The 21,026-nt window shown below is 50.1% G+C and carries 18 protein-coding genes; 2 read left to right on the forward strand and 16 right to left on the reverse strand.

Translation table 11 applies throughout. The annotated features are described in order from the left end of the window. Positions 1-12 precede the first annotated feature (12 nt). The 10 genes from A7975_RS29425 to A7975_RS29470 form a co-directional block, all read right to left on the reverse strand. Positions 13-906: an ABC transporter permease gene (locus A7975_RS29425; RefSeq protein ID WP_053374302.1), complete on the reverse strand. Its 894-nt coding sequence runs from the start codon at positions 904-906 to the stop codon at positions 13-15. Between the two features lie 17 nt (positions 907-923). After that, complete coding sequence (locus A7975_RS29430; protein ID WP_053374301.1) at positions 924-1,850, reverse strand: ABC transporter permease; 927 nt, start codon at positions 1,848-1,850, stop codon at positions 924-926. Positions 1,851-1,885: 35 nt separating this feature from the next. After that, positions 1,886-3,556, reverse strand: a complete 1,671-nt coding sequence (locus A7975_RS29435; protein ID WP_065387512.1) for an ABC transporter substrate-binding protein — start codon at positions 3,554-3,556, stop codon at positions 1,886-1,888. A 31-nt stretch (positions 3,557-3,587) separates the two neighbouring features. Then, complete coding sequence (locus A7975_RS29440) at positions 3,588-5,000, reverse strand: LLM class flavin-dependent oxidoreductase (protein ID WP_082198537.1); 1,413 nt, start codon at positions 4,998-5,000, stop codon at positions 3,588-3,590. 238 nt (positions 5,001-5,238) lie between these two features. Then, entirely contained in the window at positions 5,239-6,090 is an 852-nt protein-coding gene (locus A7975_RS29445) for an SDR family oxidoreductase (RefSeq protein WP_065387513.1), read from the reverse strand. A gap of 185 nt (positions 6,091-6,275) precedes the next feature. Further along, positions 6,276-6,821 (reverse strand): glycerol-3-phosphate responsive antiterminator, encoded by a 546-nt coding sequence (locus A7975_RS29450; protein ID WP_053374298.1) that lies wholly within the window; start codon positions 6,819-6,821, stop codon positions 6,276-6,278. A 132-nt stretch (positions 6,822-6,953) separates the two neighbouring features. Further along, complete coding sequence (glpK, locus tag A7975_RS29455) at positions 6,954-8,456, reverse strand: glycerol kinase GlpK (RefSeq protein WP_065387514.1); 1,503 nt, start codon at positions 8,454-8,456, stop codon at positions 6,954-6,956. A 31-nt stretch (positions 8,457-8,487) separates the two neighbouring features. After that, positions 8,488-9,198, reverse strand: coding sequence for an MIP/aquaporin family protein (locus tag A7975_RS29460; RefSeq protein WP_053374296.1), 711 nt, complete (start codon positions 9,196-9,198; stop codon positions 8,488-8,490). A 296-nt stretch (positions 9,199-9,494) separates the two neighbouring features. Continuing rightward, positions 9,495-11,279 carry an ABC transporter ATP-binding protein gene (locus A7975_RS29465; RefSeq protein ID WP_141680451.1) on the reverse strand — a complete coding sequence of 595 codons (1,785 nt, stop codon included), beginning with the start codon at positions 11,277-11,279 and terminating at the stop codon, positions 9,495-9,497. After that, positions 11,272-12,078 carry a MerR family transcriptional regulator gene (locus A7975_RS29470; RefSeq protein ID WP_065387515.1) on the reverse strand — a complete coding sequence of 269 codons (807 nt, stop codon included), beginning with the start codon at positions 12,076-12,078 and terminating at the stop codon, positions 11,272-11,274. Before A7975_RS29470 ends, A7975_RS29465 begins: the two co-directional genes overlap by 8 nt. Before the next feature lie 298 nt (positions 12,079-12,376). Between A7975_RS29470 and A7975_RS29475 the strand changes: the two genes are divergently transcribed. Then, positions 12,377-12,676: a hypothetical protein gene (locus tag A7975_RS29475; protein WP_231637375.1), complete on the forward strand. Its 300-nt coding sequence runs from the start codon at positions 12,377-12,379 to the stop codon at positions 12,674-12,676. A gap of 104 nt (positions 12,677-12,780) precedes the next feature. Here A7975_RS29475 and A7975_RS29480 read toward each other — a convergent pair whose 3' ends face one another. Further along, entirely contained in the window at positions 12,781-14,973 is a 2,193-nt protein-coding gene (locus A7975_RS29480; protein WP_065387516.1) for an alpha-galactosidase, read from the reverse strand. Positions 14,974-15,497: 524 nt separating this feature from the next. Continuing rightward, entirely contained in the window at positions 15,498-16,541 is a 1,044-nt protein-coding gene (locus A7975_RS29485) for a LacI family DNA-binding transcriptional regulator (RefSeq protein ID WP_053374293.1), read from the reverse strand. 155 nt (positions 16,542-16,696) lie between these two features. Here A7975_RS29485 and A7975_RS29490 point away from each other — a divergent pair, with 155 nt between their 5' ends. Beyond that, the gene (locus A7975_RS29490; protein ID WP_065387517.1) at positions 16,697-17,347 is read left to right on the forward strand and encodes a hypothetical protein; all 651 of its coding nucleotides are present in this window, start codon (positions 16,697-16,699) and stop codon (positions 17,345-17,347) included. 42 nt (positions 17,348-17,389) lie between these two features. Here the strand turns inward: A7975_RS29490 and A7975_RS29495 are convergent, their stop codons facing one another. From A7975_RS29495 to A7975_RS29510, 4 genes are read right to left on the reverse strand one after another with little or no spacing between them, the layout of a single operon-like run. Next, a complete protein-coding gene (locus A7975_RS29495; protein WP_065387518.1) occupies positions 17,390-18,265 on the reverse strand; it encodes an ABC transporter permease subunit in 876 nt (291 codons plus the stop codon). Beyond that, positions 18,262-19,215 (reverse strand): ABC transporter ATP-binding protein, encoded by a 954-nt coding sequence (locus tag A7975_RS29500; RefSeq protein WP_053374290.1) that lies wholly within the window; start codon positions 19,213-19,215, stop codon positions 18,262-18,264. The genes A7975_RS29495 and A7975_RS29500 overlap by 4 nt, the downstream gene beginning before the upstream one ends. Continuing rightward, positions 19,212-20,387, reverse strand: coding sequence for a hypothetical protein (locus tag A7975_RS29505; RefSeq protein WP_065387519.1), 1,176 nt, complete (start codon positions 20,385-20,387; stop codon positions 19,212-19,214). Before A7975_RS29505 ends, A7975_RS29500 begins: the two co-directional genes overlap by 4 nt. Before the next feature lie 21 nt (positions 20,388-20,408). Next, positions 20,409-20,936, reverse strand: coding sequence for a sigma-70 family RNA polymerase sigma factor (locus A7975_RS29510; RefSeq protein ID WP_065387520.1), 528 nt, complete (start codon positions 20,934-20,936; stop codon positions 20,409-20,411). Positions 20,937-21,026: the final 90 nt, after the last annotated feature.

Consider the following 21,026-nt stretch of genomic DNA (forward strand, 5'->3'; position numbering starts at 1 on the left):
GAATGCCTCCTCCTAAACCCTGCTTTTCTTCGGATCAATATGGTCTCTAAGCTTGTCGCCCATCAGATTGACCGACAATACCAGCAAAGTAATGGCAAGGCCTGGGAAGGTGGACATCCACCAAGCGACCGTCAAATAACCTCTTCCCTGCGACAGCAGCGTGCCCCAATCGGGAATTTCCTTAATGACGCCCAGCCCAAGAAAGCTTAGCCCCGATCCGATCAGAATGGAGGTGCCTAAACCGATCGTAGCCATAACGAGCAGCGGCGACCAAGCATTCGGCAGAACATGGCGGAAGAAAATGCGCAAATGGCCGGCCCCGACCGAGCGTGCCGCCGTAATGAACGGACGCCCCTTGACGCTCATGATTTGGCCGCGGAATACTCTCGCATAACCCGGAACGGCCGAGAGAGCAACCGCCAGCACAACGTTAAACAAGCTTGGTCCCATCGCAGCCGCGATGGCTAGGGCGAATAGTATGCCGGGAATCGTCATTAGCACCTCGATAAAGCCCATAATAACCGTATCGAATATGCCGCCAAGAAACCCCGACAGCGCGCCAATCGACGCTCCCAGAACTCCGCCGACGATTACCGATGCAAGACCGATCATCAGCGAGTCGCGGCTGCCATAGACGACTACGCTAAACACGTCGCGCCCGTAATAATCCGTGCCGAACAAATGCGTGAAGCTTGGCGGCAGCATAATATCGGTCATGATCATTTCTGTTGGCGAATAAGGAGCGATATGCTCGGGAATAAGCGCGCACAATACGATGAAGATCACGATAAAACCAGCTAGATAGACAAGCAAGTTGGATACATTAAGTGTGGCCCCTTTAGGCGCCGAGCGGCGCGCTGCCCTATATCGCAGCCAGGCCGGCTTGACGACTGCGGTCTCCTTCATGTGAAGCTCCCCTTTGCTTATTGCGAACGCCTTACTCTCGGATCGATGATCCGATAGGAGAGGTCCACAATTAAATTGATGACGACGTACATGATGGCCGAGAAAAAGACTACTCCCTGCACGACAGGCAAATCCTTGGACATAAGCGCATCCGATATGACTCTCCCGATTCCTTGGCGGGAGAATACCGTTTCGATGACGACGGTTCCCGCGAGCAGCTCGCCGCTAAGCACGCCAATCATCGTTAGGGCTGGAATAAGCGCGTTGCGAAGCGCATGCCGGTACATGACAAGCTTCTCCGACACGCCCTTCGCTCTCAGCGTCACGATAAACGGCTCGTTGATGACTTCCAGCATGCTGTTGCGGACGAGCCGCACGACGAAGCCCGCTCCGACAATGCCAAGCCCGATGGCCGGAAGAACAAGCGTCTTCCAGCCTTCCGAGCCCATCGCGGGAAACCAGTCGAGCGTAATCGAGAAGATCAGAATAAGCAAAATACCCGACCAAAAGGTTGGCATCGAAATGCCGAACAACCCTACTATTCTTGCTGTTATGTCGATCCAGCGATCGCGGTGAATCGCCGACAGCACCCCAAGCCAGATGCCGACAACGGCTGCTATAAAGCAGCTTGCGGCCGTCAAAGCGAGCGTCGCCGGCAAATGAGCAATGATTTTGGGCAGCACCGGCTCGTCATTTACGATGGATTTGCCAAAATCACCTTGCAAAACCTTCGCTACATACGAGCCGAACTGTTCATAGAGCGGCCGATCAACGCCAAGCTGCGCGCGCAGGCTCGCAATCACCTCGGGCGTCACGGTGCTTGGATCAACCATAGACATAACCGGATCACCCGGCAGCAAATAAACGATAACAAATACGAGCACGAGCGAGCCGAGTATGACGAGCAAGGAGGTAAACAACCGAATACTAATCGCTTTAAGCATCACTTACCTCCTTTTGGAAGGATGATTTCCACTGCTTATTTTTGAATAAACGCATCATTGAACAACGGATAAGCAAGCGAATCAAACTTGATGCCGTTCACTGTCTTCGAAGCTGCGATCGTATAAGGGAAAACATAGATCGGAATGATGACCGCTTGATCGATAATCGCTTTCTGAACGTTGGCATACAGCTCTTGCCGCTTCGCAGAGTCTTTCTCGATCAGACCTTGATCGATCCAGCTGTCCACTTCGGCGTTTTTGTACGCGGAAAGGTTTTGCTTGCCGGCTACGCTGACCGAATCCGAGTGATAAAATGCGCGCAGCGCTTCAGGATCGGAGTTAACCTGGCTGTTTCCGTAAATATCGTAGTCGCCATTCTCGTACACAATCGTGCGAACATCCTTCGTAATTTCTACTTCCACGGCAACGCCGATTTGCTTTAACTGCTGCTGAATGATGGCGGCTATGTCGTTTCTTTTCTCGCGGTTCGGCGAGCCGTCGACGTAATGAAGCGTCAGCTTCTTGCCGTCTTTGGCACGGAAGCCGTCAGCGCCCTTCACGTAGCCCAGCTCGTCTAGCAGTGCATTTGCCTTGTCTAAATCAGGCTTTACGCCGCCCTCCAGCGACTTGTCGTAGCCGAAGGTTCCCGGCGTAAGCGGCGACCAAGCGCGGTCATACGTGCCCAAATATAACGTTTTGACGATTGCATCCACATCAATGGCCGATTGAAGCGCCTGCCTTGCTTTGAGCTCATTCCATGGCGCTTTCGTTTGGTTGATGAACAATGTATACGGCAGCCCCTGCGTATTCGATTTGAACAATTGAAGCTTCTCGTCTTTCTCAAGCGCGAGAATATTTTGCGGCGGAATCGTTTCGCCTGCCAGCACTTGGCCGCTCTGCACGCTTCCGATCCGAGTAGCCTCCTCCGGAGCAATTTTAAAGACGACTTTATCAAGGTATGGCGCTTCCTTGTTCTCTACGAGAGGCGGTGCCCATTTGTAATCGGGATTGCGCTCCACCGTAATTTGCGAATTTTCTTCCCAGCTCACAAATTTAAACGGTCCCGTTCCAACCGGATTTTTGCCAAGCTGATCGCCGTACTTCTGCGCGGCGGTTGGCGATACGATGCTGACCAGCGCTTGGCTGAGATTGCCTAGAAACGCATTGGAAGGCGTCTCCAAATTCAGCTTGACCGTATATTCGTCAATGACCTCGGCTGATTTGTAAGGCCTGATCAAAGCGGCTGAATTAGCGGCTTTCGTCTCCGGATTCAAAATCCGGTCGTAGTTATATTTCACCGCTTCCGCATTAAACGGAGTGCCGTCATGGAATTTAACGTCTTGGCGCAGCTTGAACGTGTAGCTCTTGCCATCCTCTGAAATTTCCCACTCCGTTGCCAGCCAAGGCTGGATCGTGCCGTCAGGAAGCTGGGCGACAAGGTTATCGTGAATCGTCCGAATGGCACGAACCGCCACCGCCAAGCCGCTGCGATGCGGATCAAGCGTATCCGGCGACGTGGCCAGCGCATAGCTCAGCTCCCCGCCTTTAACCGGCCCGGCAGCCGCTGTTGTGTTCGTGCTTGAGCCTGCTGCCGCCCCATCGTTTTTGCTGCCGGTTTTGCTCGTCCCCGCACAGCCGCTCAGCACCAGTACTAATGCTGTCGTAAGCGCAATAACGGTTTTCCATTTTTTTCGTTTTTGTAACATCTCCAAATCTCCCCCGTTCCTTCTATTTAAATTACGATGCTCCGTTCGCCTGCGCTGCTGATGCTGCTTCTGCTTCTGCTTCTGATGCCTCTTGATCCTCCAAAGCTTCCAGCTGCTTCAGGCGCTGCTCGGTATATCGATTGGTCGGAATCGCAAGGCCGAGGTTGCCGCGCAGCGTATCTGCCTCGTACTCGGTGCGGAATAAGCCGCGCTGCTGCAGTACCGGAATAACAAGCTCCACAAATTCGTCCAGCCCCGTCGGAACGCCCGCTCCGATAATAAATCCATCGATAGCGCCCTGCTCAAACCACTCTTGAATCAGGTCCGCAACCTTCTCCGGCGTTCCGATAAACGGCGTTCTTGGCGTTGCCGCACGAAGTGCAGCTTGGCGCAGCGTTAAGCTCTGCTCCTTCGCCTCCCGCTTAATTTTGTCCGTTGTGCTTTGGAAGCTGTTTTTGCCTAGCTCGCCAAGCTCAGGGAAAGGTCCATCCAGCGGATATTGCTTGAAATCATGATGCTCGAAAAAACGTCCCAAATTGTCGAGCGCATTATCGATGCTGATCAATTGAGCCACTTCCTCGTATTTGCGCTCCGCTTCTTCATCCGTTGCCCCGACGATAACGCCAATACCCGGAAAAATAAGAATCTCTTCGGGCGAGCGTCCGAGCTCCGCCGCTCTGCGCTTCACATCCTGGTAGAAGGCTCTCGCTTCCCCCAGTGTCTCGTGGTTCGTAAAAATAGCATCAGCCGAGGCGGCTGCCAAGTTTCTTCCGCTCTCCGATGAGCCTGCTTGGAATACGACCGGCTGCCCCTGCTTCGATCTCGCGATGTTGAGCGGTCCCTTGACGGAGAAAAACTCGCCTTCGTGGTTTAGCGTGTGCAGCTTGCTTTTATCAAAAAACTCGCCGGTTTCCTTATTGCGTACAAACGCGTCATCCTCCCATGAATCCCATAGGCCGCGGGCCACCTTCAAATACTCGGCAGCGATGCGATAACGTTTGCTGTGGTCGGGATGCTGCTCAAGCGGAATGCTGTAGTTGAGCGCTGTGCCTTCAAGCGGAGAAGTCACGACATTCCAGCCGGCGCGCCCTCCGCTAATATGATCAAGGGAAGAAAACTGTCTGGATACGGTAAACGGTTGGCTGTAAGAAGTAGACAAGGTGCCTACCAGCCCGATTCTTGAAGTGACAGCGCCAAGCGCGGACAAAATGGTAATCGGCTCGAAGCGATTCAAGAAGTGGGGATTGGACTTTTCGTTAATGTACAAGCCGTCAGCAATGAACAAGAAATCAAATTTCCCTTCCTCTGCCTTAATAGCCTGCTGCTTGTAAAACTCAAAATTAACGCTCGCGTTTGCTACGGCATCCGGATGTCTCCAGCCCGCGAAGTTGCCTCCCGCACCATGCAATATAGCACCCAATCTAAGTTTCTTTTGCTCCGCCATAAATATCTCCACCCCTCATGTTTTAAAATATTTGAATACTATATAATTCAAATAGGTTTTATTGGAATTATGATGAGATGAGTCTATCACCTTCGTTCGAACGCAGTCAATTGCTGCCATAATAGATAAATTCTATTTCTATATTCAATAATTCAATGTTCTCGCTTTCTTACAAAGAGAAGGGAGGAAGGAAGGAAGGGGACGAAGGTCCCCTCGTATTTTTTCGGGAACATAACCATCATTGAAGCGCTTTGCGGAGAGTCCATTCAATTACGCGCCAAGGGAGCATTTTTTTCATGAGGAAAATCAATTTGGCATCGCTGCCGCATGTATAACGAAGCTTTGGAGCGCGCGCTTTACAAATTTTCACGATCGTATTTGCCACATGAATCGGGTTAGGGGAGTTTTGCTCCGACTTTGCGTTGAAGTGATTAAATCGCTCAATCATATGGCTATACGGCGAGTCGGAATGGCTGCGATACACATGCTTGGCTGCAATGCCCGTATCATAGGTACCCGGCTGGACGAGCACGACAGGTATGGAAAATGACATGAGCTCCAGGCGCAAGGCTTCGCTAAACCCTTCCATCGCAAATTTTGAAGCAGAGTAGGCTCCCGTATTAGAAAATCCGATTATGCCGGCACCGCTGCTTACATTGATAATTTTGCCTTGCTTGCGCGTTCGCATATGAGGCAGCACCGCTTTCGTAACGGCTACCATTCCGAAAAAATTAGTTTCCAGCTGAGCCCGCCAATCCGCCATCGGCACCTCCTCGATGACGCCCATCACGGCATAACCCGCATTGTTGATGAGCACGTCGATGCGCTCCCAGCGCTGTATGACAGTCTCGATTACATCTGCTACGTTTTCGTGGTCCGTAATATCAAGCTTCATGGTTTCGATTCGTTCAAGAACGCCATTTTCTTTTGCTTTTGCGAGCAGAGCTTCTTTTTTTCCCATATCCCTCATCGTTGCGATGACGCGGAAGCCCTCCTGCGCCAGGCGGATGGAGGTTAACAGCCCGAACCCGCTGGATGCCCCGGTAATCAAAGCGATTGGTTGACTTGATAATAGAGCGGCCTTTGGCACCCTAATCCCACCTTTAACAAAAGTAAATGATGTATGACTGATGTCAAAAAGCATTTGTTGTATTGAGTATAGCTTATCGGACGCAATTAGCGAGAGCAGGCAAGCCTTTGTTCCGAATAAGCAGAAGGGGCTGCCCCTTCGTAGATGAATCTACTTAAGCGACAGCCCCTAATGATATTCAATGTTCATTTTAAATTCCATAGTTCCATTCGGCTTGTCGATACGGCTACAGCTCCTGCGCCAAATAAGACGGGGAGATCCTCCTTTTTCTCGATGAATCCGCCCAAAATAATATCGACTCCGGTCTCTTTCTTGATGGCCTCTATTTTCGGATGCGAGAAGCTAGGCATAATTTCAATATAATCAGGCTTTATTTGCTTAGCAGAATTAATAATCGTCTTCATGGCGTGAGAATCGATGATGAACCCGCGTTGTATGGCACTCAGCCCGTATTTCTTGGCATTCATTAAGGACGAGGTTCTCGTACTGATCACTCCGTCGATCTTGATGCTTTTTGACAAAAAATGAATCGAGGCCTCGTCGTCCTTAATTCCTCTCACCATGTCCAAGTGGAGATATATTTTTTTGTTGGCGCTTTTAACGCATTGTACGATGCTTTGCAATTGGATCAGTTCGCCTTCCAGCAAAAAAATGACCTCTTGCGGCGATGCCAAAGCTTTCTCGAGCTCCTTAAAGCCTCGTACGGCCGGAATAACGGTATCTTTTATCATAGCTTCCCTCCTAGCTAGCATGGTCTAATTCCTGAATGGGAAGCTAGCTTCACGAACTAAATTATAGACTAATTCTATAAAATTTGTCATTTTATTTTGTTAGGCAACGCCGCGACCTATCCTTAGGAGCTTCTATTCCTCCTCTTTCTCCCACTCCATCGTCCGTTTCACTGCCTTCTTCCAGCCTTTATACAGCTTGCTGCGAACCGCTTCCTCCATTGACGGCTCGAAGGTTGCCATGCCGCTTGCCCGCTCTGCGATTTCTGATTTGTCCCAGAAGCCTACCGCTATCCCCGCCATATAAGCTGCTCCTAGCGCAGTAGACTCCGTAACCTCCGGTCTTTGCACTGGCACGCCCAGTATATCTGCCTGGAACTGCATCAATAAACGATTAGCCGTAGCTCCGCCATCCACGCGCAAGGACTGCAGCTTAAGGCCGGAATCGCTCTCCATCGCGCCAAGCACATCTTTGGTCTGGTAAGCCATGGAGTCGAGCGTAGCCCGAACGATATGCTCTTTTTTCGTCCCGCGCGTTAAGCCGAACATCGCTCCCCTTGCATACATATCCCAATAGGGTGCTCCGAGCCCTGCAAAAGCCGGCACCACATATACGCCATCGGTGTCCGCCACTTTTCCTGCGTAATACTCGGAATCCGATGCGGAATCAAACAGCTTCAGCCCGTCGCGAAGCCACTGGATCGCTGCTCCCGCGATAAAAATGCTTCCCTCCAGCGCATATTCCACTTTACCGTCCATCCCCCAAGCGATCGTTGTCAGCAAGCCCGATTGGGAAGCCACCGCTTTTGTGCCAGTGTTCATTAACATAAAGCAGCCGGTGCCGTATGTGTTTTTGGCCATGCCGGACTCGAAGCAGGTCTGGCCAAATAGCGCCGCTTGCTGATCCCCCGCAACGCCGGCAATCGGAATTTCCGCTCCTCCAAACGTCTGCGGGTCCGTGACGCCATATAGGCCAACGGAAGGTTTGACTTCAGGCAGCATGGATGGCGGAATGTTCAGCTCCGCAAGCAGCTTTTCATCCCAGCTCAAATTCATAATATTATAAAGCATCGTGCGGGATGCATTCGTGTAATCCGTCGCGTGGACCTGCCCTCTTGTCAATTTCCAGATCAGCCAAGTATCCACCGTTCCGAATAACAGCTCGCCTCTCTCCGCTTTCTCCCTCGCACCTTCGACATGGTCTAAAATCCATTTCACCTTCGTTCCAGAGAAATAAGCGTCCACGACGAGCCCGGTATTTTCCCGAATATATGCCTCAAACCCTTTTTCCTTCAAGCCATCGCAAATGCCAGCCGTTCTTCGGTCCTGCCACACGATTGCGTTATAGACGGGTTTGCCTGTGTTTTTGTCCCACACGATCGTCGTTTCCCTTTGGTTCGTAATCCCGATCGAGACGATCTCCTGCGGACTGACACCTGCGGTTTCAAGCACTTCGCGGGCTACGCCGCTTTGCGTTCCCCAAATCTCCATCGCATCATGCTCAACCCAGCCTGCTCTTGGGTAAATTTGCGTAAATTCTTTTTGGGCCGTCCCTACGTTGTTGCCTTCACGGTCGAACAAAATCGCCCGAGAGCTGGTCGTTCCTTGATCGAGTGCAAGCACGTATTTTTTTTCCATCCTAAAAACCTCCCATTTTTATCATTGCTTATTAACCAACAAATACGGATGTATAGAAGATTGCAGCAAGCACGCCTCCCACAACGGGGCCTACGACCGGGACAAATGCGTAACGCCAATCGGAGGAGCCTTTGCCGGCAATCGGCAGAACAAAATGCGCAATTCTTGGGCCCAGGTCGCGTGCCGGGTTTATCGCATAGCCCGTTGTTCCTCCCAAAGAAAGGCCGATAACGACGACCAAAAATCCGACAATAAGCGGTGCAAGGCCATCCGTGATACGATTAGCCCCGATTGCCATGATCGCCATCACAAGGACGAATGTACCGATGATTTCGCTGACCAGATTGGCTCCAAAATTCCGAATAGCCGGGCCCGTCGCAAATACCGCCAGCTTGAGCTCGCTGCTTTGCGTTTCTTTCCAGTGGGGCAGGTAATGAAGCCATACCAAGACTGAACCCAAAAATGCCCCTATCAACTGCGCAAAAATATAACCCGGCACTAGACTCCATTCGAATTTGCCTGCCACCGCAAGCGCAATCGTTAAAGCTGGATTTAAATGCGCTCCGCTAAAGCCTCCTACAGAATATGCCGCTACGGCAACGGCTAGTCCCCAAGCTAATGTAATGACGATCCAGCCTGAATTTTCCGCTTTCGATTTCCTTAATAACACGCCAGCTACTACACCGTTGCCTAGTAAAATCAATAACGCCGTTCCAACGGTTTCCGCCATAAAAGATGACATCGTGTTGACCCCCATATTGTAAGTAATAAGTAGAAGAACATACTCTTTTGGCTAGACATACATGAAATAAATCTCAAATAACGGCTACATCACCCCCGAAAAAAATAAACAGCCATCATTAGCCGCTGCGAATGCTCCTATATAGGACACTCGCAATTGCATAATAATGGCTGTTCTCCGTTTCTCACAGCTAACGCTATTCACTTGTTTCGTATTATACCTAGCAGATCTATTTTTGTAAACCCTTTCATTGACTTATAATTCCATCTGCCCAAAATCCTAACGAACATGCTGCCCTATTGCTCGACATTAAACTGCTGCTGAACAAGCTTGGCATACAAAGCGTGGCCTGCAAGCAGCTCGGCATGGGAGCCTTGGCCGGAAATTTCGCCTTTCTCCAGCACGATAATTTGGTCCGCACCACGAATGGTCGAAAGGCGATGAGCGATAACAAGCGTCGTTCTCGCCTTCATTAAGCCTTGAAGAGCCTCCTGCACCTGCTGCTCGGAATCGCTGTCTAGATGGGCAGTAGCTTCGTCCAGCAGCAAAATATCCGGGTTTCGCAAAATAGCCCGCGCTATTGCAAGCCGCTGACGCTGGCCGCCAGACAGCATAACGCCTCTTTCACCAACCTCCGACTCATAGCCGTCTGGCAGCGAATGTATAAAAGACGTCAAATTCGCCTGCCGCACCGCCTCGTTCATACGATCATCTTCTACATGCCCCAGTCCATAGGTGAGATTATGCCGAATCGTACCCTGCATCATCGGACTATCCTGCGATACGTAGGCGATCCGTTTGCGCCATTCCTCGAGCCGCATGGCGGCAATCGGTTGCCCGCCGTACGTAATCTCTCCCTCAGTCGGCATGTAAAATCGCTCAAGCAGCGAGAATAGTGTCGTCTTGCCGGTACCGCTCGGACCTACAAACGCCGTTACTTGTCCTTGCTCTACTTGGAAGGAGAGCGAATGCAGCAGCGGCCGGTCGTCCGAATAGCCGAAGCTTACCCGATCAAAGCCGATAAAGGAGGCAGCTGTTTGAGCCTTCGCATGCGGCTTGGCTGCCTCTGGCATTTCCTCGCCAGATTGTTCCTCCCTCTCGTTCAGCAGCTCCAAAATTCTTTCAGACGCTCCCATCGCTTTTTGGAATTGCGTAAAGAAGGACGCCATTTGCGTAAACGGCATTACGATTTGGAACATGTATAAAATAATGGCGACCAACTCACCGCCCGTTAAGGTGCCTTGCGCTACGCGAACCCCGCCATATCCGATTAAGATGACAAGAATGAGCAGCATGACGGTCATCATAAGCGGAGTGACGACGGACATAATTTTGGCTTCCTGCAGGCCGAATGTAAACAATCGCGAGATGCGAAAAGCTCCTTGACGCTGCTCCACAGGCTCCGCCAGCGAAGCCTTCACTAAGCGGATATCGGACAGCACCCGGCCCAGATCGCCTTGGAACAACGCCGTCTCATCCTGCATCGATTTGGACACCTTAAACATTTTGGTGCCGAGCGGCCATAAAATAAGCAGTGCGGCCGGAACGGCAATAAGCATAAGCAGCGTCAGCTTCCAATCTATCAGCAACAGTAAAGTCACGCCGCCTATTATCGAAATAATGCCGCTTAGAAACGAGATGACATGGCCGATTATAAAATCTTTGATCACATTCGTATCGTTAGTCACCCGGCTCATCGTTTCGCCTGAATTGTTGCGGTCGAAGAACGGTACGGGCAGCTTTAACACCCGCTCCCACAACTCGCGCCGCAAGCCGGCAATCACATGCTGGCCTACGTAAGACATCGTGTAAACGGAGAAGCCTGACATAATCGTCTGTGCCAGAAAAACCGCTCCAAGCATGACAAACGTAGCGGTCTGGACCGCGGATTGCGACAGCTCATCGACTAGATTCTTAGTCAGCAATGGAATAAGGAGCGACAGCAGCGTCTCGCCGAGCCCTAACGCGATCGCGGCCGTTATCAAAATAGAAGCCGGTTTATGCTTCGCAATCAGCTTGAAAAATTGCGGCAGGCTGACGGCTGCTTGCATTTTCTGCGCATCGGCATGATTATCACTCATTCGTTTTGCCCTCCTTGATCTTTTTTGCAGCCTCCAGATGGTCGAATGCTTTGGTCAAAAAGGCTTCTTCCTCCTTCGTGAACGCGTTAGGAAACAATATCGGGTCCATCGGCTGCGCAGCATCATCGAGCACCTCGATTTGGGCAAGCTCCGCTTCGTTTAGCCCTTCAAATACAGGGCTTAGAAGCTCCTCCAAGAGGGAAACCAGCCTTCTCCCGCATGCAAGCACTTCTTCGTCAAGCGGTTGTTTCCCTTGCTTATAGCACTGCTTAAGCTCCATGACGATAGCCGTTAATCTGCGCTCCATTTCCAGCCGTTGCTCAGGCGCCATGCCTTCCATGAATATGGCATCAACGAAGGAGGAAGGCATTTTTTGCGACAGCCACTGCTTCTGATGCTCCTCATACTGAATATAATGAATAAACACGAGCAGCAAATCGCTATCGATTTTGCCTGCTCCCTCACTGATCCTTTGCATGCGTCCAATCGTCTCCAGCACACGCTCCAAATGCTGCTGCTTTTTTTGAAGCATCTCGTATTGCGAGGCAAGCGATTGCTGCATATCCTCCTCCGGCCTTGCCAAATAAGCAGCGATGTCCTCCAGCGAGAAGTCCAAATATTTTAGCGTCAATATTTTTTGCAGCTGAATTAAGTCCTTATCGGTATAAAAACGATGCCCGTACTCATTCCGGCTCGATGGCTTCAGCAGCCCCTTGCGATCGTAGTATCGGAGCGTCCTCTCCGTTACTGCGGTAAGCTTCGCGAATGCGCCAATTGCGTAAAGAGTTTGATTTTCCACCACTTTATCCCTCCTATGGAATTGAGTATAACCCTTGACGCTACGTCAAGGGCAATGGTTTTTTATCAACTGTATAATCACTATTAATATTGTAAAATTTATGTTTACTAGAATAATAGACTATAGCTAGATTCGACATTATCCGTTTTTATTTTCTTATATAATTTAAGACAATCTGGTCAATAATTTAAAAAACATCTTATTTTACAAAAATTAGGGTTGTAAACATTAGGAATTTATATATAATAAATTTGTGAACAAATTGTTACAGAAACAACAGATCAAAGGAGAGAGATGAATGGATCAGTACCAACCGCCTCAAATTAATACAGGTGTGCCTAGCTACGACTATAACCCGCAGCAGCCTGTTTCACCCGTCATTACAGTAAAAGAATGGATGCTTACTACGCTTATTATGATCATTCCGGTCGTAAACGTCATCATGATGTTCGTATGGGCGTTCGGGGAAGGCAATCCTACCAAAAAGAACTATTTTAAAGCGTCCTTAATTTGGGCTGCTATCGTTCTTGTGATTTATGCCATCATTGCCATTATATTTATCGCTGCGGCAGCTTCAACGGCTACATCGATGAATTAGCCGATACAAAAGTTACATACGTAACAAAAAGGGGCATCCCGGAAGTTGAATTCACTTCCGGGATGCCCTCTTTAACGATTATCAGCGGCAGATAAGCTCCAGCTTTACTCTACTGCGCGGAAACGATACACCTTGCTCGAGAAGTCGCCATTAAATTGCGGTGTAGCTAGGCCAGCATAAAGCAGATGATCACCGCCGTAAACGGTTTCTTCGCCAATTAGCTTGTAATCGCGATTCGGATCCAGACCTTTTAGGCAGAAGCGGTTAAGCATCGGATTCGGCTCTTGCAGGACAGATACGAACACAACAAACGCTTCGCTTTGATCCTTGGATACGAACATCCAAGCGGTTTCATTGCCTTCGAACGGACTAAGCAGACGGTAAAAATCGCCGAATTGCACGAGATGGCGCACGTCTTTGTACAATGCTACCTGCTCCTTAACCTCGCTTTTTTCCTCTTCCGTGAACTGAGTCAAATCAAGCTCATAGCCGAAGTTGCCTGACAACGCGACATTTCCTCTCGTCGCAAGCGAAGTGATGCGGCCAACCTGATGATTTGGCACTGCGGACACATGAGCGCCCATCGAGCTTACCGGGTATACGATGCTCGTGCCGTACTGAATTTTCAAACGGGATACCGCATCCGAGTTGTCGCTTGTCCAGGTTTGCGGCATGTAATGCAGCATACCCGCGTCGAAGCGGCCGCCGCCGCCTGAGCAGCTCTCGAACAGTACATCAGGGAACGATGACGTGATTTCCTCAAGCACCGCATAAAGGCCAAGCATATACCGGTGAGCGGTCTCGCGTTGACGCTCTGCAGGCAGAAGAGCCGAGCCGATCTCGGTCATATTGCGGTTCATATCCCATTTCACGTACGTAATCGGCGCGCTTGAAAGAATATCCGAAATCGACTTCACGATATACTCCTGCACATCCTTGCGCGACAAATCAAGAATAAGCTGTTGTCTCGCTTGCGTGCGTCTGCGCCCTTCAATATGCAAGCACCAGTCCGGATGCGCTTTGTACAGCTCGCTCTCCGGCGAGATCATCTCCGGCTCGAACCATAAGCCGAACTGCATATCGAGACGCTTCACGCGGCTGACCAAATCTTCTAAGCCGTTTGGCAGCTTATTGCGGTCTACGAACCAATCGCCAAGCGAAGTGGTATCGTTGTCGCGTTTTCCGAACCAGCCGTCATCCAGCACGAACAGCTCGATGCCAAGCTCTTGGCCCGCGCGGGCGATATCTTCGATTTTATCCGCGTTAAAGTTGAAGTACGTCGCTTCCCAGTTATTAACGAGAATCGGACGCGTTTGGTCACGGAACGTGCCGCGAATCAGGCGTGCGCGGTAGAAGTCATGGAAGCTGCGCGACATGCCGCCAATCCCGTGCTCGGAATGAACCATTACCGCCTCAGGCGTCTGGAATTGCTCGCCCGGCTCCAGCTGCCAGTTGAAGTCAAACGGGTTAATGCCGATGAATAGACGCGCGGAATGGAATTGATCCACCTCTACGCCGGCTGTGAAGTTACCGCTATATACAAGGTTCACCCCGTATACGTCGCCATGATCCTCTGTTGAGCCTTCTGAAAGCAGCGCGACAAAAGGATTTTGCATATGGCTGCTTGAGCCGCGGCGGCTCTCGATGGACTGCAAGCCAGGCACGAGTGCGCGCCTATGAATATGACGCTCGCGGATCCATGCGCCTGAGAGCTGAAGCATTTCAAATTTGTCGTGCACAAAATCGAGGCTCATACTGAACGCGCGCTGCAGCTGCAGTGTGCTCGCTCCGTTGTTGACGATTCTAGCCGAACGAGCAATCGCATCAAAATCTTCAAATACCGTATAAGACAAAATAACCGACAAGCCCGTTAGGTCATCCTTGAGCGTAATTTCCAGCGTTTGCGCTTCGGATTCGTTTTCTACATACGTAGCCGGCAGTCCGGCAAGCGCTGGTTTGCCCGCGATGATTTGATACGATTCATAACGCAAATCCGTTACGGTTGTGCCGTTAGGCAGCTTCACTTGAAATGCAGGCATCCGGAAGTCGGAGTTGCCATATGCGGGATACTCATGCGGAAGCGTGTCGAGCGATAATTCCAACTGGTCAAGCTCCGTGCTTGGCGTGAAGGATGCGCGGCTTGCCAGTTCAAATAAACGGTCCATCTGTACGCCGCGTACCTTTTTGCCCCAGTATACATGTGCAGGATAACCTGTTTTCGTGATATGGATGACATAACTCGTATCCTTCGATTGCAAATGAAATAACGAACGCTGCTGATCATATTGAATAGTCAAAATAATTACCTCCTAAAAGTGTGTGGGTAAGATGATTTGTGAGCATTGATGAGAGTTGCTGAGATGATGCGTTTTGTAAGCCTTTGCGATAAAACTAATGAAGAAAATTGGCTTTGTAAGCCTTTTCGGTAATGGAATTGATCTTCCCTATACAAACAAACCTGATCAAAACTATTCTCCATGCTCGCGCATTTGCTCTAAATCAAATTAACAGGAAAAACTCCTGCTATTTTTGAGGCAAAAGGCTGTTTTTCGGTTTAGAGGGAATTACTCCCGTTAATCTGCTGCATTTCAACAAATTGGCGTGTTTTTGCTCAGATTAACGTGAGGTTTTCCTGCTAATTGCTTGTTTAACACCCGAATCAGGATAATTAGATGGAGCTTTTCCCGTTAACTTCGCTTGACCACCAAGGTCCGTTACTCATATGCCTGCTCAGCATAACGAGTGGTTCTTCTGCTGCTTTCGCCTAATTGACTCCTTAATCGAGAAGAACAGCTGGCGCTTTACACCTGCGCCGTTCCCCTTACTCCGAAGCCTTCAACGAGCTCCCGCAGCTTTCCCGAACGATGAGCGTCGTGTTGATCGTCAGGTGAATCGCCGCTTCCCGCCCTTCGATTCGCTCAAGCAGCAGCTGCACCGCCGCTTTGCCCATATGCTCCGTATGCGCGCGAACGGTTGTTAGCGGCGGATTCAGATAAGCGGAAATTTCGATATCGTCAAAGCCGACAATCGCCATATCCTCAGGCACTTTAATTCCGTGCTCATGGAGCGCCCGAAGCGCGCCGACTGCCATGGGATCACTTCCGATAAAGCAAGCGGTAGGCAGCGAGCTTTGCTCAAGCAGACGGTTCATCGCTTCATAGCCGCTATTGGAGGACCAATATGCCTTCAAGACATAGCTCTCGTCATAAATCCCCTGCTCGCGCAGCGCCTTCTCAAAAAACACGCGCCGCGGCTCGTCGTTTTCCGTTGCTTCATAATGGCTGCTCAATCGGTGCACGCATTCATTGCCGCCAATGTAGCCTATTTTTTCATGCCCTAGTTCTCTAAGATGTGTAATAACCGCTCTAGTTGCTTGTTCAAAATGAAGTTTAACCGTATCGTATTCGTTCAGCTCGTTCGAATGGTTGACAAAAACAACTCGATTGCCGTTATTGTACAATTGACGCACGTCATCTTCTTCGATCGATCCGACGACGATCAAACCATCCAGCTCGTGCACGGGCTGCATTTCTACGCGGCTGTTGCCTCGCAGCACTTTAATGATGCTGATGCCAAGCTCCTCGCAGCGCGTTTCGATTCCTTTGCGAATCGAAGTAAAATACGGGTCCTCATGCTCATCCTCTAGCGTGGACCACATGAGAAGGCCGATTTGCTGACGAGAGAGCTGCTCCTCTTTTTTCATTCTCCGCAGCCTGGAAGGCTTATATTGCAGCTGCTCGGCAATACTAAAAATACGTGTTCGCGTTTCCTCGCTAACTGCCAAGGTCACATCGTTGTTCAAAACCCGCGATACGGTAGCAGCCGAAACGCCCGCCTTCTGCGCAATATCTTTTATCGTTGCCATTCCACACTCCGTGTTTAGTTAATAAATTTACTAAATAACATTTACAGTTTAGCAGACATCAATAGATACGGCAAGTACCTATGCAACTTTTGCAAGCCAAACACGTCAGACTTTATGAAGACGCTAAAAACGAATCAACAAGGGGAGGAATCACTATGTATAAGTGGATAGCTGTTTTCGCGCTTGTGCTGCTTCTATCTGCCTGCAGTACGAACGCAAACCAAAATACCGGTCAAAATCAAAGCACCGATACCGCTAAGCCGACACCCACCAGCAACGACAAAGTTAAAGATGATGGACATGTACAAGCCAAAACGCCAAAAGATGCGGCGGACGCCGTTATCTTGGCATTGAAAGATGCTGACATGGCTAAGCTCTCCTCTTATGTTCATCCTGATAAAGGACTATTATTCTCGCCCTATGCACATATTGATACTGCTACAGCCAAAGTATTCCCAGCTGGAAAATTGCCCGCTTTAACGGATGCAACTCTCTACCAATGGGGCGCCTACGACGGCTCTGGCGAGCCGATAAAGCTTACCTTTAAGCAGTATTATGACAAGTTTGTTTATGATAAAAATTTTGCTGAGCCGGAAGCCGTTGGCGTTGATCAAATCAAGGGAACCGGCAACACGGTCGTCAATATTAAGGAAGTATTTCCGAATAGCTATATCATGGATTATTATTTCAGCGGCTTCGATCCCCAATATGAGGGCATGGACTGGGAAAGCCTTACACTTGTGCTTGAGGAGTTAAACGGAGCTTGGTATGTAAGTGCCATCGTCCACTCCCAGTGGACGATCTAAATCGATCATGCTGCCTCCCGTTTATTCTGGGGGCAGCATGATTTAAAAGTCTTTTCGTTTCATAACGAATAAGCCTAAAGCAAGCAGGGCAGCCGCATAGATGACAACATAGATTAAAAAGGAATTTGATGGCGCTCCGCTAATCGAAAAAGTGCTGAGATCCCGGTTAATGTCAATGAGGCCGCTGAGCTCCGAAATCGAGAACAGCTCGCTTAACATCCGCTGCTGCAGAGCATCGGCAGGCATCACCATCTTAATCAAGCCCGAAATCGTCTCAATCGTCTGTACCCCCTTTAACTCAACGTTCCCAGCGCCCATAAGACGACTGATGGTGCTTCCCAGCCACCCCATTCCAAACAGCATCGTCATACTGATCCCATTGCCTAAAGGACTTAGATAGCAAGAGCCAACCATCGTCATCGTAACTAGTAGCGGCACAACTGAAGCAAATAATGCAAACGATTTTAACAGTACGGTTAGTTCGAATATCACGCCTGTCTCGAACCAGCAAATCGAAATGATGGAGACAAATAATAGCAATGCGTATATGGCACCATAAGTAACAAAACCAAGCCATCTTCCCATAAACCATCTCGAGCGCTTAATCGGCCTTGCCAGCACCGATTGCAGCACCCCTTGCTCCGCTTCACCGGTCACAGCGGCAACCGAGCTGAATATAGCCAGAAAAGATACTGCAAACGCCCCAAAGAAAAATCCGAGCGTCAGCACCATTGCCCCGCTCAAAAACTTGCCAAACAAATCAAGCGATGGATCTATGGACATCCCTTGCCTCTCACCTGCAATAGCATCTGCGACAAACCAAAAAGCGACCCAAAACAGCACCGTCATAATGATCGTCATCAGCGTCACGCGTTTGCGAATAAGCTCCTTCCACGTTAAGCCCCATACAGCGATCATCTGCGTTCCCCCCTATGCTCAAGGCCATTCACAGCCTGCAAAAACCATTCATCAAGTCGCGACTTCGTTTTGCCAACCTCATAAAGGGTGAGTCCTAGCTCGATAAGAATATAATTCACTAAGCCAATCTGCTCGTCATCCTCAAGCGTAAGCTCAAGCCAAACGGAGCCATCCTCAGCCGCTTGCTCGGAAACGACGACATCCGCACCGAGCATTTGGCGGATTCGTTCAGGCGCAAGCGGCGTATATCCGCTGACGCGCAAACGAAAATTCGATTGTGCACGAAGCACCTCCGTCACTTTGCCTTCTGCCAGTACTCGTCCATTATTAAGCAGGGCAACCGTATCGCATAAATGCTCCACATCCTCAAGCAAATGCGAATTTAGAAATATCGTTTTCCCTTGGCTCTTAAGCCTGGCAAGCAGCTCCCGCACCTCATGTCTGCCTACCGGATCAAGCGCGGAGGCCGGCTCGTCAAGAAAGACGATGTCGGGATTGCCAAGCAGAGCACATGCAAGCCCAAGCCGCTGCTGCATCCCCTTGGAATAACCCTTGAGCTTATCTCGCCCTCGGCTGCCGATGCCCACTTCATCCAAGAGCTGATAGATGCGCCGCTTTGCTGCCGTACGGTCGAGTTCACATAACTTCGCATGAAAAGCAAGCACCTCTTCACCGGTTAACCAGTCCGGATAACGAAACAACTCAGGCAAATAGCCCAATCTTCGCCTTGCTTCGATAGTGCCTGAAGCATGGCCGAATAGTTGAGCTTTACCTGAGGTAGGCTTGATTAAACCGGTGAGCATTTTGACGATCGTGCTTTTGCCTGCTCCATTAGGACCGAGGAAGCCAAAGGCTTCCCCTTGTCTAATGGTTAACGTAACATCCCGGCAGCCGCGCCCGTCACCATAATCCTTGCATAAGCTGACCGTCTCAATTGCATGTAATGTCATGAGTGAACCAGCTCCGCGATAGCGGATTCTACTTTTTGGGCATCGCCGTAGTTCTCGAAGCCCGCTGTTACGATATAACCCTTCTCTAGCCACGTCGCAGTAGAGTAACTGCCGTCACGATGCTCCACGTAAACATCGATGCCTTTAAGCGAAATTTTCTTCGTTTCGCCACTAGTAAAGAGCGGCATCGGGATTTTGCCATCCTCCAAGCTGGAAGCTTGCATGAGCGAGTTACGCAAATGGTCTGGCAGCGCCGGGAATCGAGTAACAGCCTCGAAAGCGTCTTTTACATCAACGGAAGGATCAACTTTAATCGTCGGAGCCTCCAAATAGTTTATCCAAGCGCGCTGCTGGGAGGAAGCTTCGTCTTTTGGCGAATAGGAGATTTGTATCCCCCTGCCTGTGTTAAATATAATTTCCTTGCCGTCTACCGATGAAGGCAGCAGCTTATCTGCGCCTAGCTTACGCATCGCGTCGTTGATTTCATCCACCTTCAAGCTGAATTTAAACGTCTGCGAGGAGGTCGACGAAATATCGACAAGCTGCTCGTCAGCAACTTTTACGGCAGGAATCGCGAAGCCTAGCTGCTTGGCAGCCTTATCAGGAGCTAGCTTCTCCCAATTCGAATGCGACGTCTGTTCAAAATCGCCGAAGCGGTTAGACATTTCAAGCGTCTCGCCTTCGTTTAGGAAGCTGTTCATAAGCGATGCCAAATCATTTTCCTGCACGACCATCACCTTATCCATGCGGAAAGTATTGAGCCATGCCGCTAGCGCTTCATTCGTTGCGGGAGTAGCGATTACAACCGTGATGAGGGCTGCGGCGCAAGCGGCGATCGTCTTGCCTGCATTTCTTTTGAACCAACGGCGGGCTGCTCCGTTCTTGCCTTGCTTATTCGCACCCTCGCTTGAGCGATTGCGAGTTCTTCCCACCGGAACGGCATTCATCTGTTCCTGCGCCTGGATCAAACCGCTCGCTTGTACCGGTACATGCACAGCTCCTGTTGCTGCCGGCGTCCCTTGCTCTTTAAGATCAGCATTTTGTTGAGCCTGCTTCTCCCATTTCTCCCAAAGCGGGGATTGCTCTGAAGCGAGCAGCTGCTTCTCAAGACGTGCCCATGCGTCTGCCGTTTGCTCTTGCTCTTTTTTATTATTTCCATCGTTGATTGTCATTTCGAACTCCTCCTAAAAGGTTTACTCACTAGACATCGCGCCTTCTGCTTTGAGCGCATGCCGCTTCAGCCGCTCGCCGGCTCTGCGAAGCATCATGCCGACCTGCGGCTGGCGTATTTGAAGCTGTTCGGCTATTTCCGCGTAGCTATAACCTTCATATCGCAGCAGCAGCATTTGCTTATCACGCTCGGGCAGCGAATCCAGCCACTCCCTGACCTGCTCCTGCTCGCCTTTGTCGATAACCTGCTCCTCATTGGACGGAGCCGCTTGCGGCTGCGCCATCATGCTTTGCTCCTGCTTCTGCGTTAGTGCGCGCTCTCGTGATTTCTTATCCATATAGTCATAGGCAAGCCTCGTCAGTACCCGATGAAGCCAGCCTCCGATTGCTTCGGGCTGATCCGGTGGAGTCCGGTAGAGCCTTAGAAATGTTTCCTGAGCGAGATCCTCAGCGGCTGCTTCATCACGAATAAGCGCAATCAGCTTGCGTCTTACCGACGGATAATGCTCATTAAATTGTTGACGAAACAAATCCGGCGCCGAATGTTCCATTCCGTTGTCCTCCTTACGTTTTTTGCTCAAGCTATAAGGAAGACGTAGTCTCCCTTCATTTTGTAACAGCTTCTGCAAAAAAATTTTATT

The organism is Bacillus sp. FJAT-26390, assembly GCF_001682865.1.
Lineage (GTDB): Bacteria > Bacillota > Bacilli > Paenibacillales > Paenibacillaceae > Pristimantibacillus.

Bases quoted from the DNA above. Each gene is read 5' to 3' on its own strand.
- A7975_RS29510 (WP_065387520.1), bottom strand. From the start codon at position 20,936: ATGGAACATTCGGCGCCGGATTTGTTTCGTCAACAATTTAATGAGCAT.
- A7975_RS29430 (WP_053374301.1), bottom strand. From the start codon at position 1,850: ATGCTTAAAGCGATTAGTATTCGGTTGTTTACCTCCTTGCTCGTCATA.
- A7975_RS29440 (WP_082198537.1), bottom strand. From the start codon at position 5,000: ATGGCGGAGCAAAAGAAACTTAGATTGGGTGCTATATTGCATGGTGCG.
- A7975_RS29485 (WP_053374293.1), bottom strand. From the start codon at position 16,541: ATGGCAACGATAAAAGATATTGCGCAGAAGGCGGGCGTTTCGGCTGCT.
- glpK (WP_065387514.1), bottom strand. From the start codon at position 8,456: ATGGAAAAAAAATACGTGCTTGCACTCGATCAAGGAACGACCAGCTCT.
- A7975_RS29435 (WP_065387512.1), bottom strand. From the start codon at position 3,556: ATGTTACAAAAACGAAAAAAATGGAAAACCGTTATTGCGCTTACGACA.
- A7975_RS29460 (WP_053374296.1), bottom strand. From the start codon at position 9,198: ATGTCATCTTTTATGGCGGAAACCGTTGGAACGGCGTTATTGATTTTA.
- A7975_RS29505 (WP_065387519.1), bottom strand. From the start codon at position 20,387: ATGACAATCAACGATGGAAATAATAAAAAAGAGCAAGAGCAAACGGCA.
- A7975_RS29495 (WP_065387518.1), bottom strand. From the start codon at position 18,265: ATGATCGCTGTATGGGGCTTAACGTGGAAGGAGCTTATTCGCAAACGC.
- A7975_RS29500 (WP_053374290.1), bottom strand. From the start codon at position 19,215: ATGACATTACATGCAATTGAGACGGTCAGCTTATGCAAGGATTATGGT.
- A7975_RS29425 (WP_053374302.1), bottom strand. From the start codon at position 906: ATGAAGGAGACCGCAGTCGTCAAGCCGGCCTGGCTGCGATATAGGGCA.
- A7975_RS29475 (WP_231637375.1), top strand. From the start codon at position 12,377: ATGGATCAGTACCAACCGCCTCAAATTAATACAGGTGTGCCTAGCTAC.
- A7975_RS29490 (WP_065387517.1), top strand. From the start codon at position 16,697: ATGTATAAGTGGATAGCTGTTTTCGCGCTTGTGCTGCTTCTATCTGCC.
- A7975_RS29465 (WP_141680451.1), bottom strand. From the start codon at position 11,279: ATGAGTGATAATCATGCCGATGCGCAGAAAATGCAAGCAGCCGTCAGC.
- A7975_RS29450 (WP_053374298.1), bottom strand. From the start codon at position 6,821: ATGATAAAAGATACCGTTATTCCGGCCGTACGAGGCTTTAAGGAGCTC.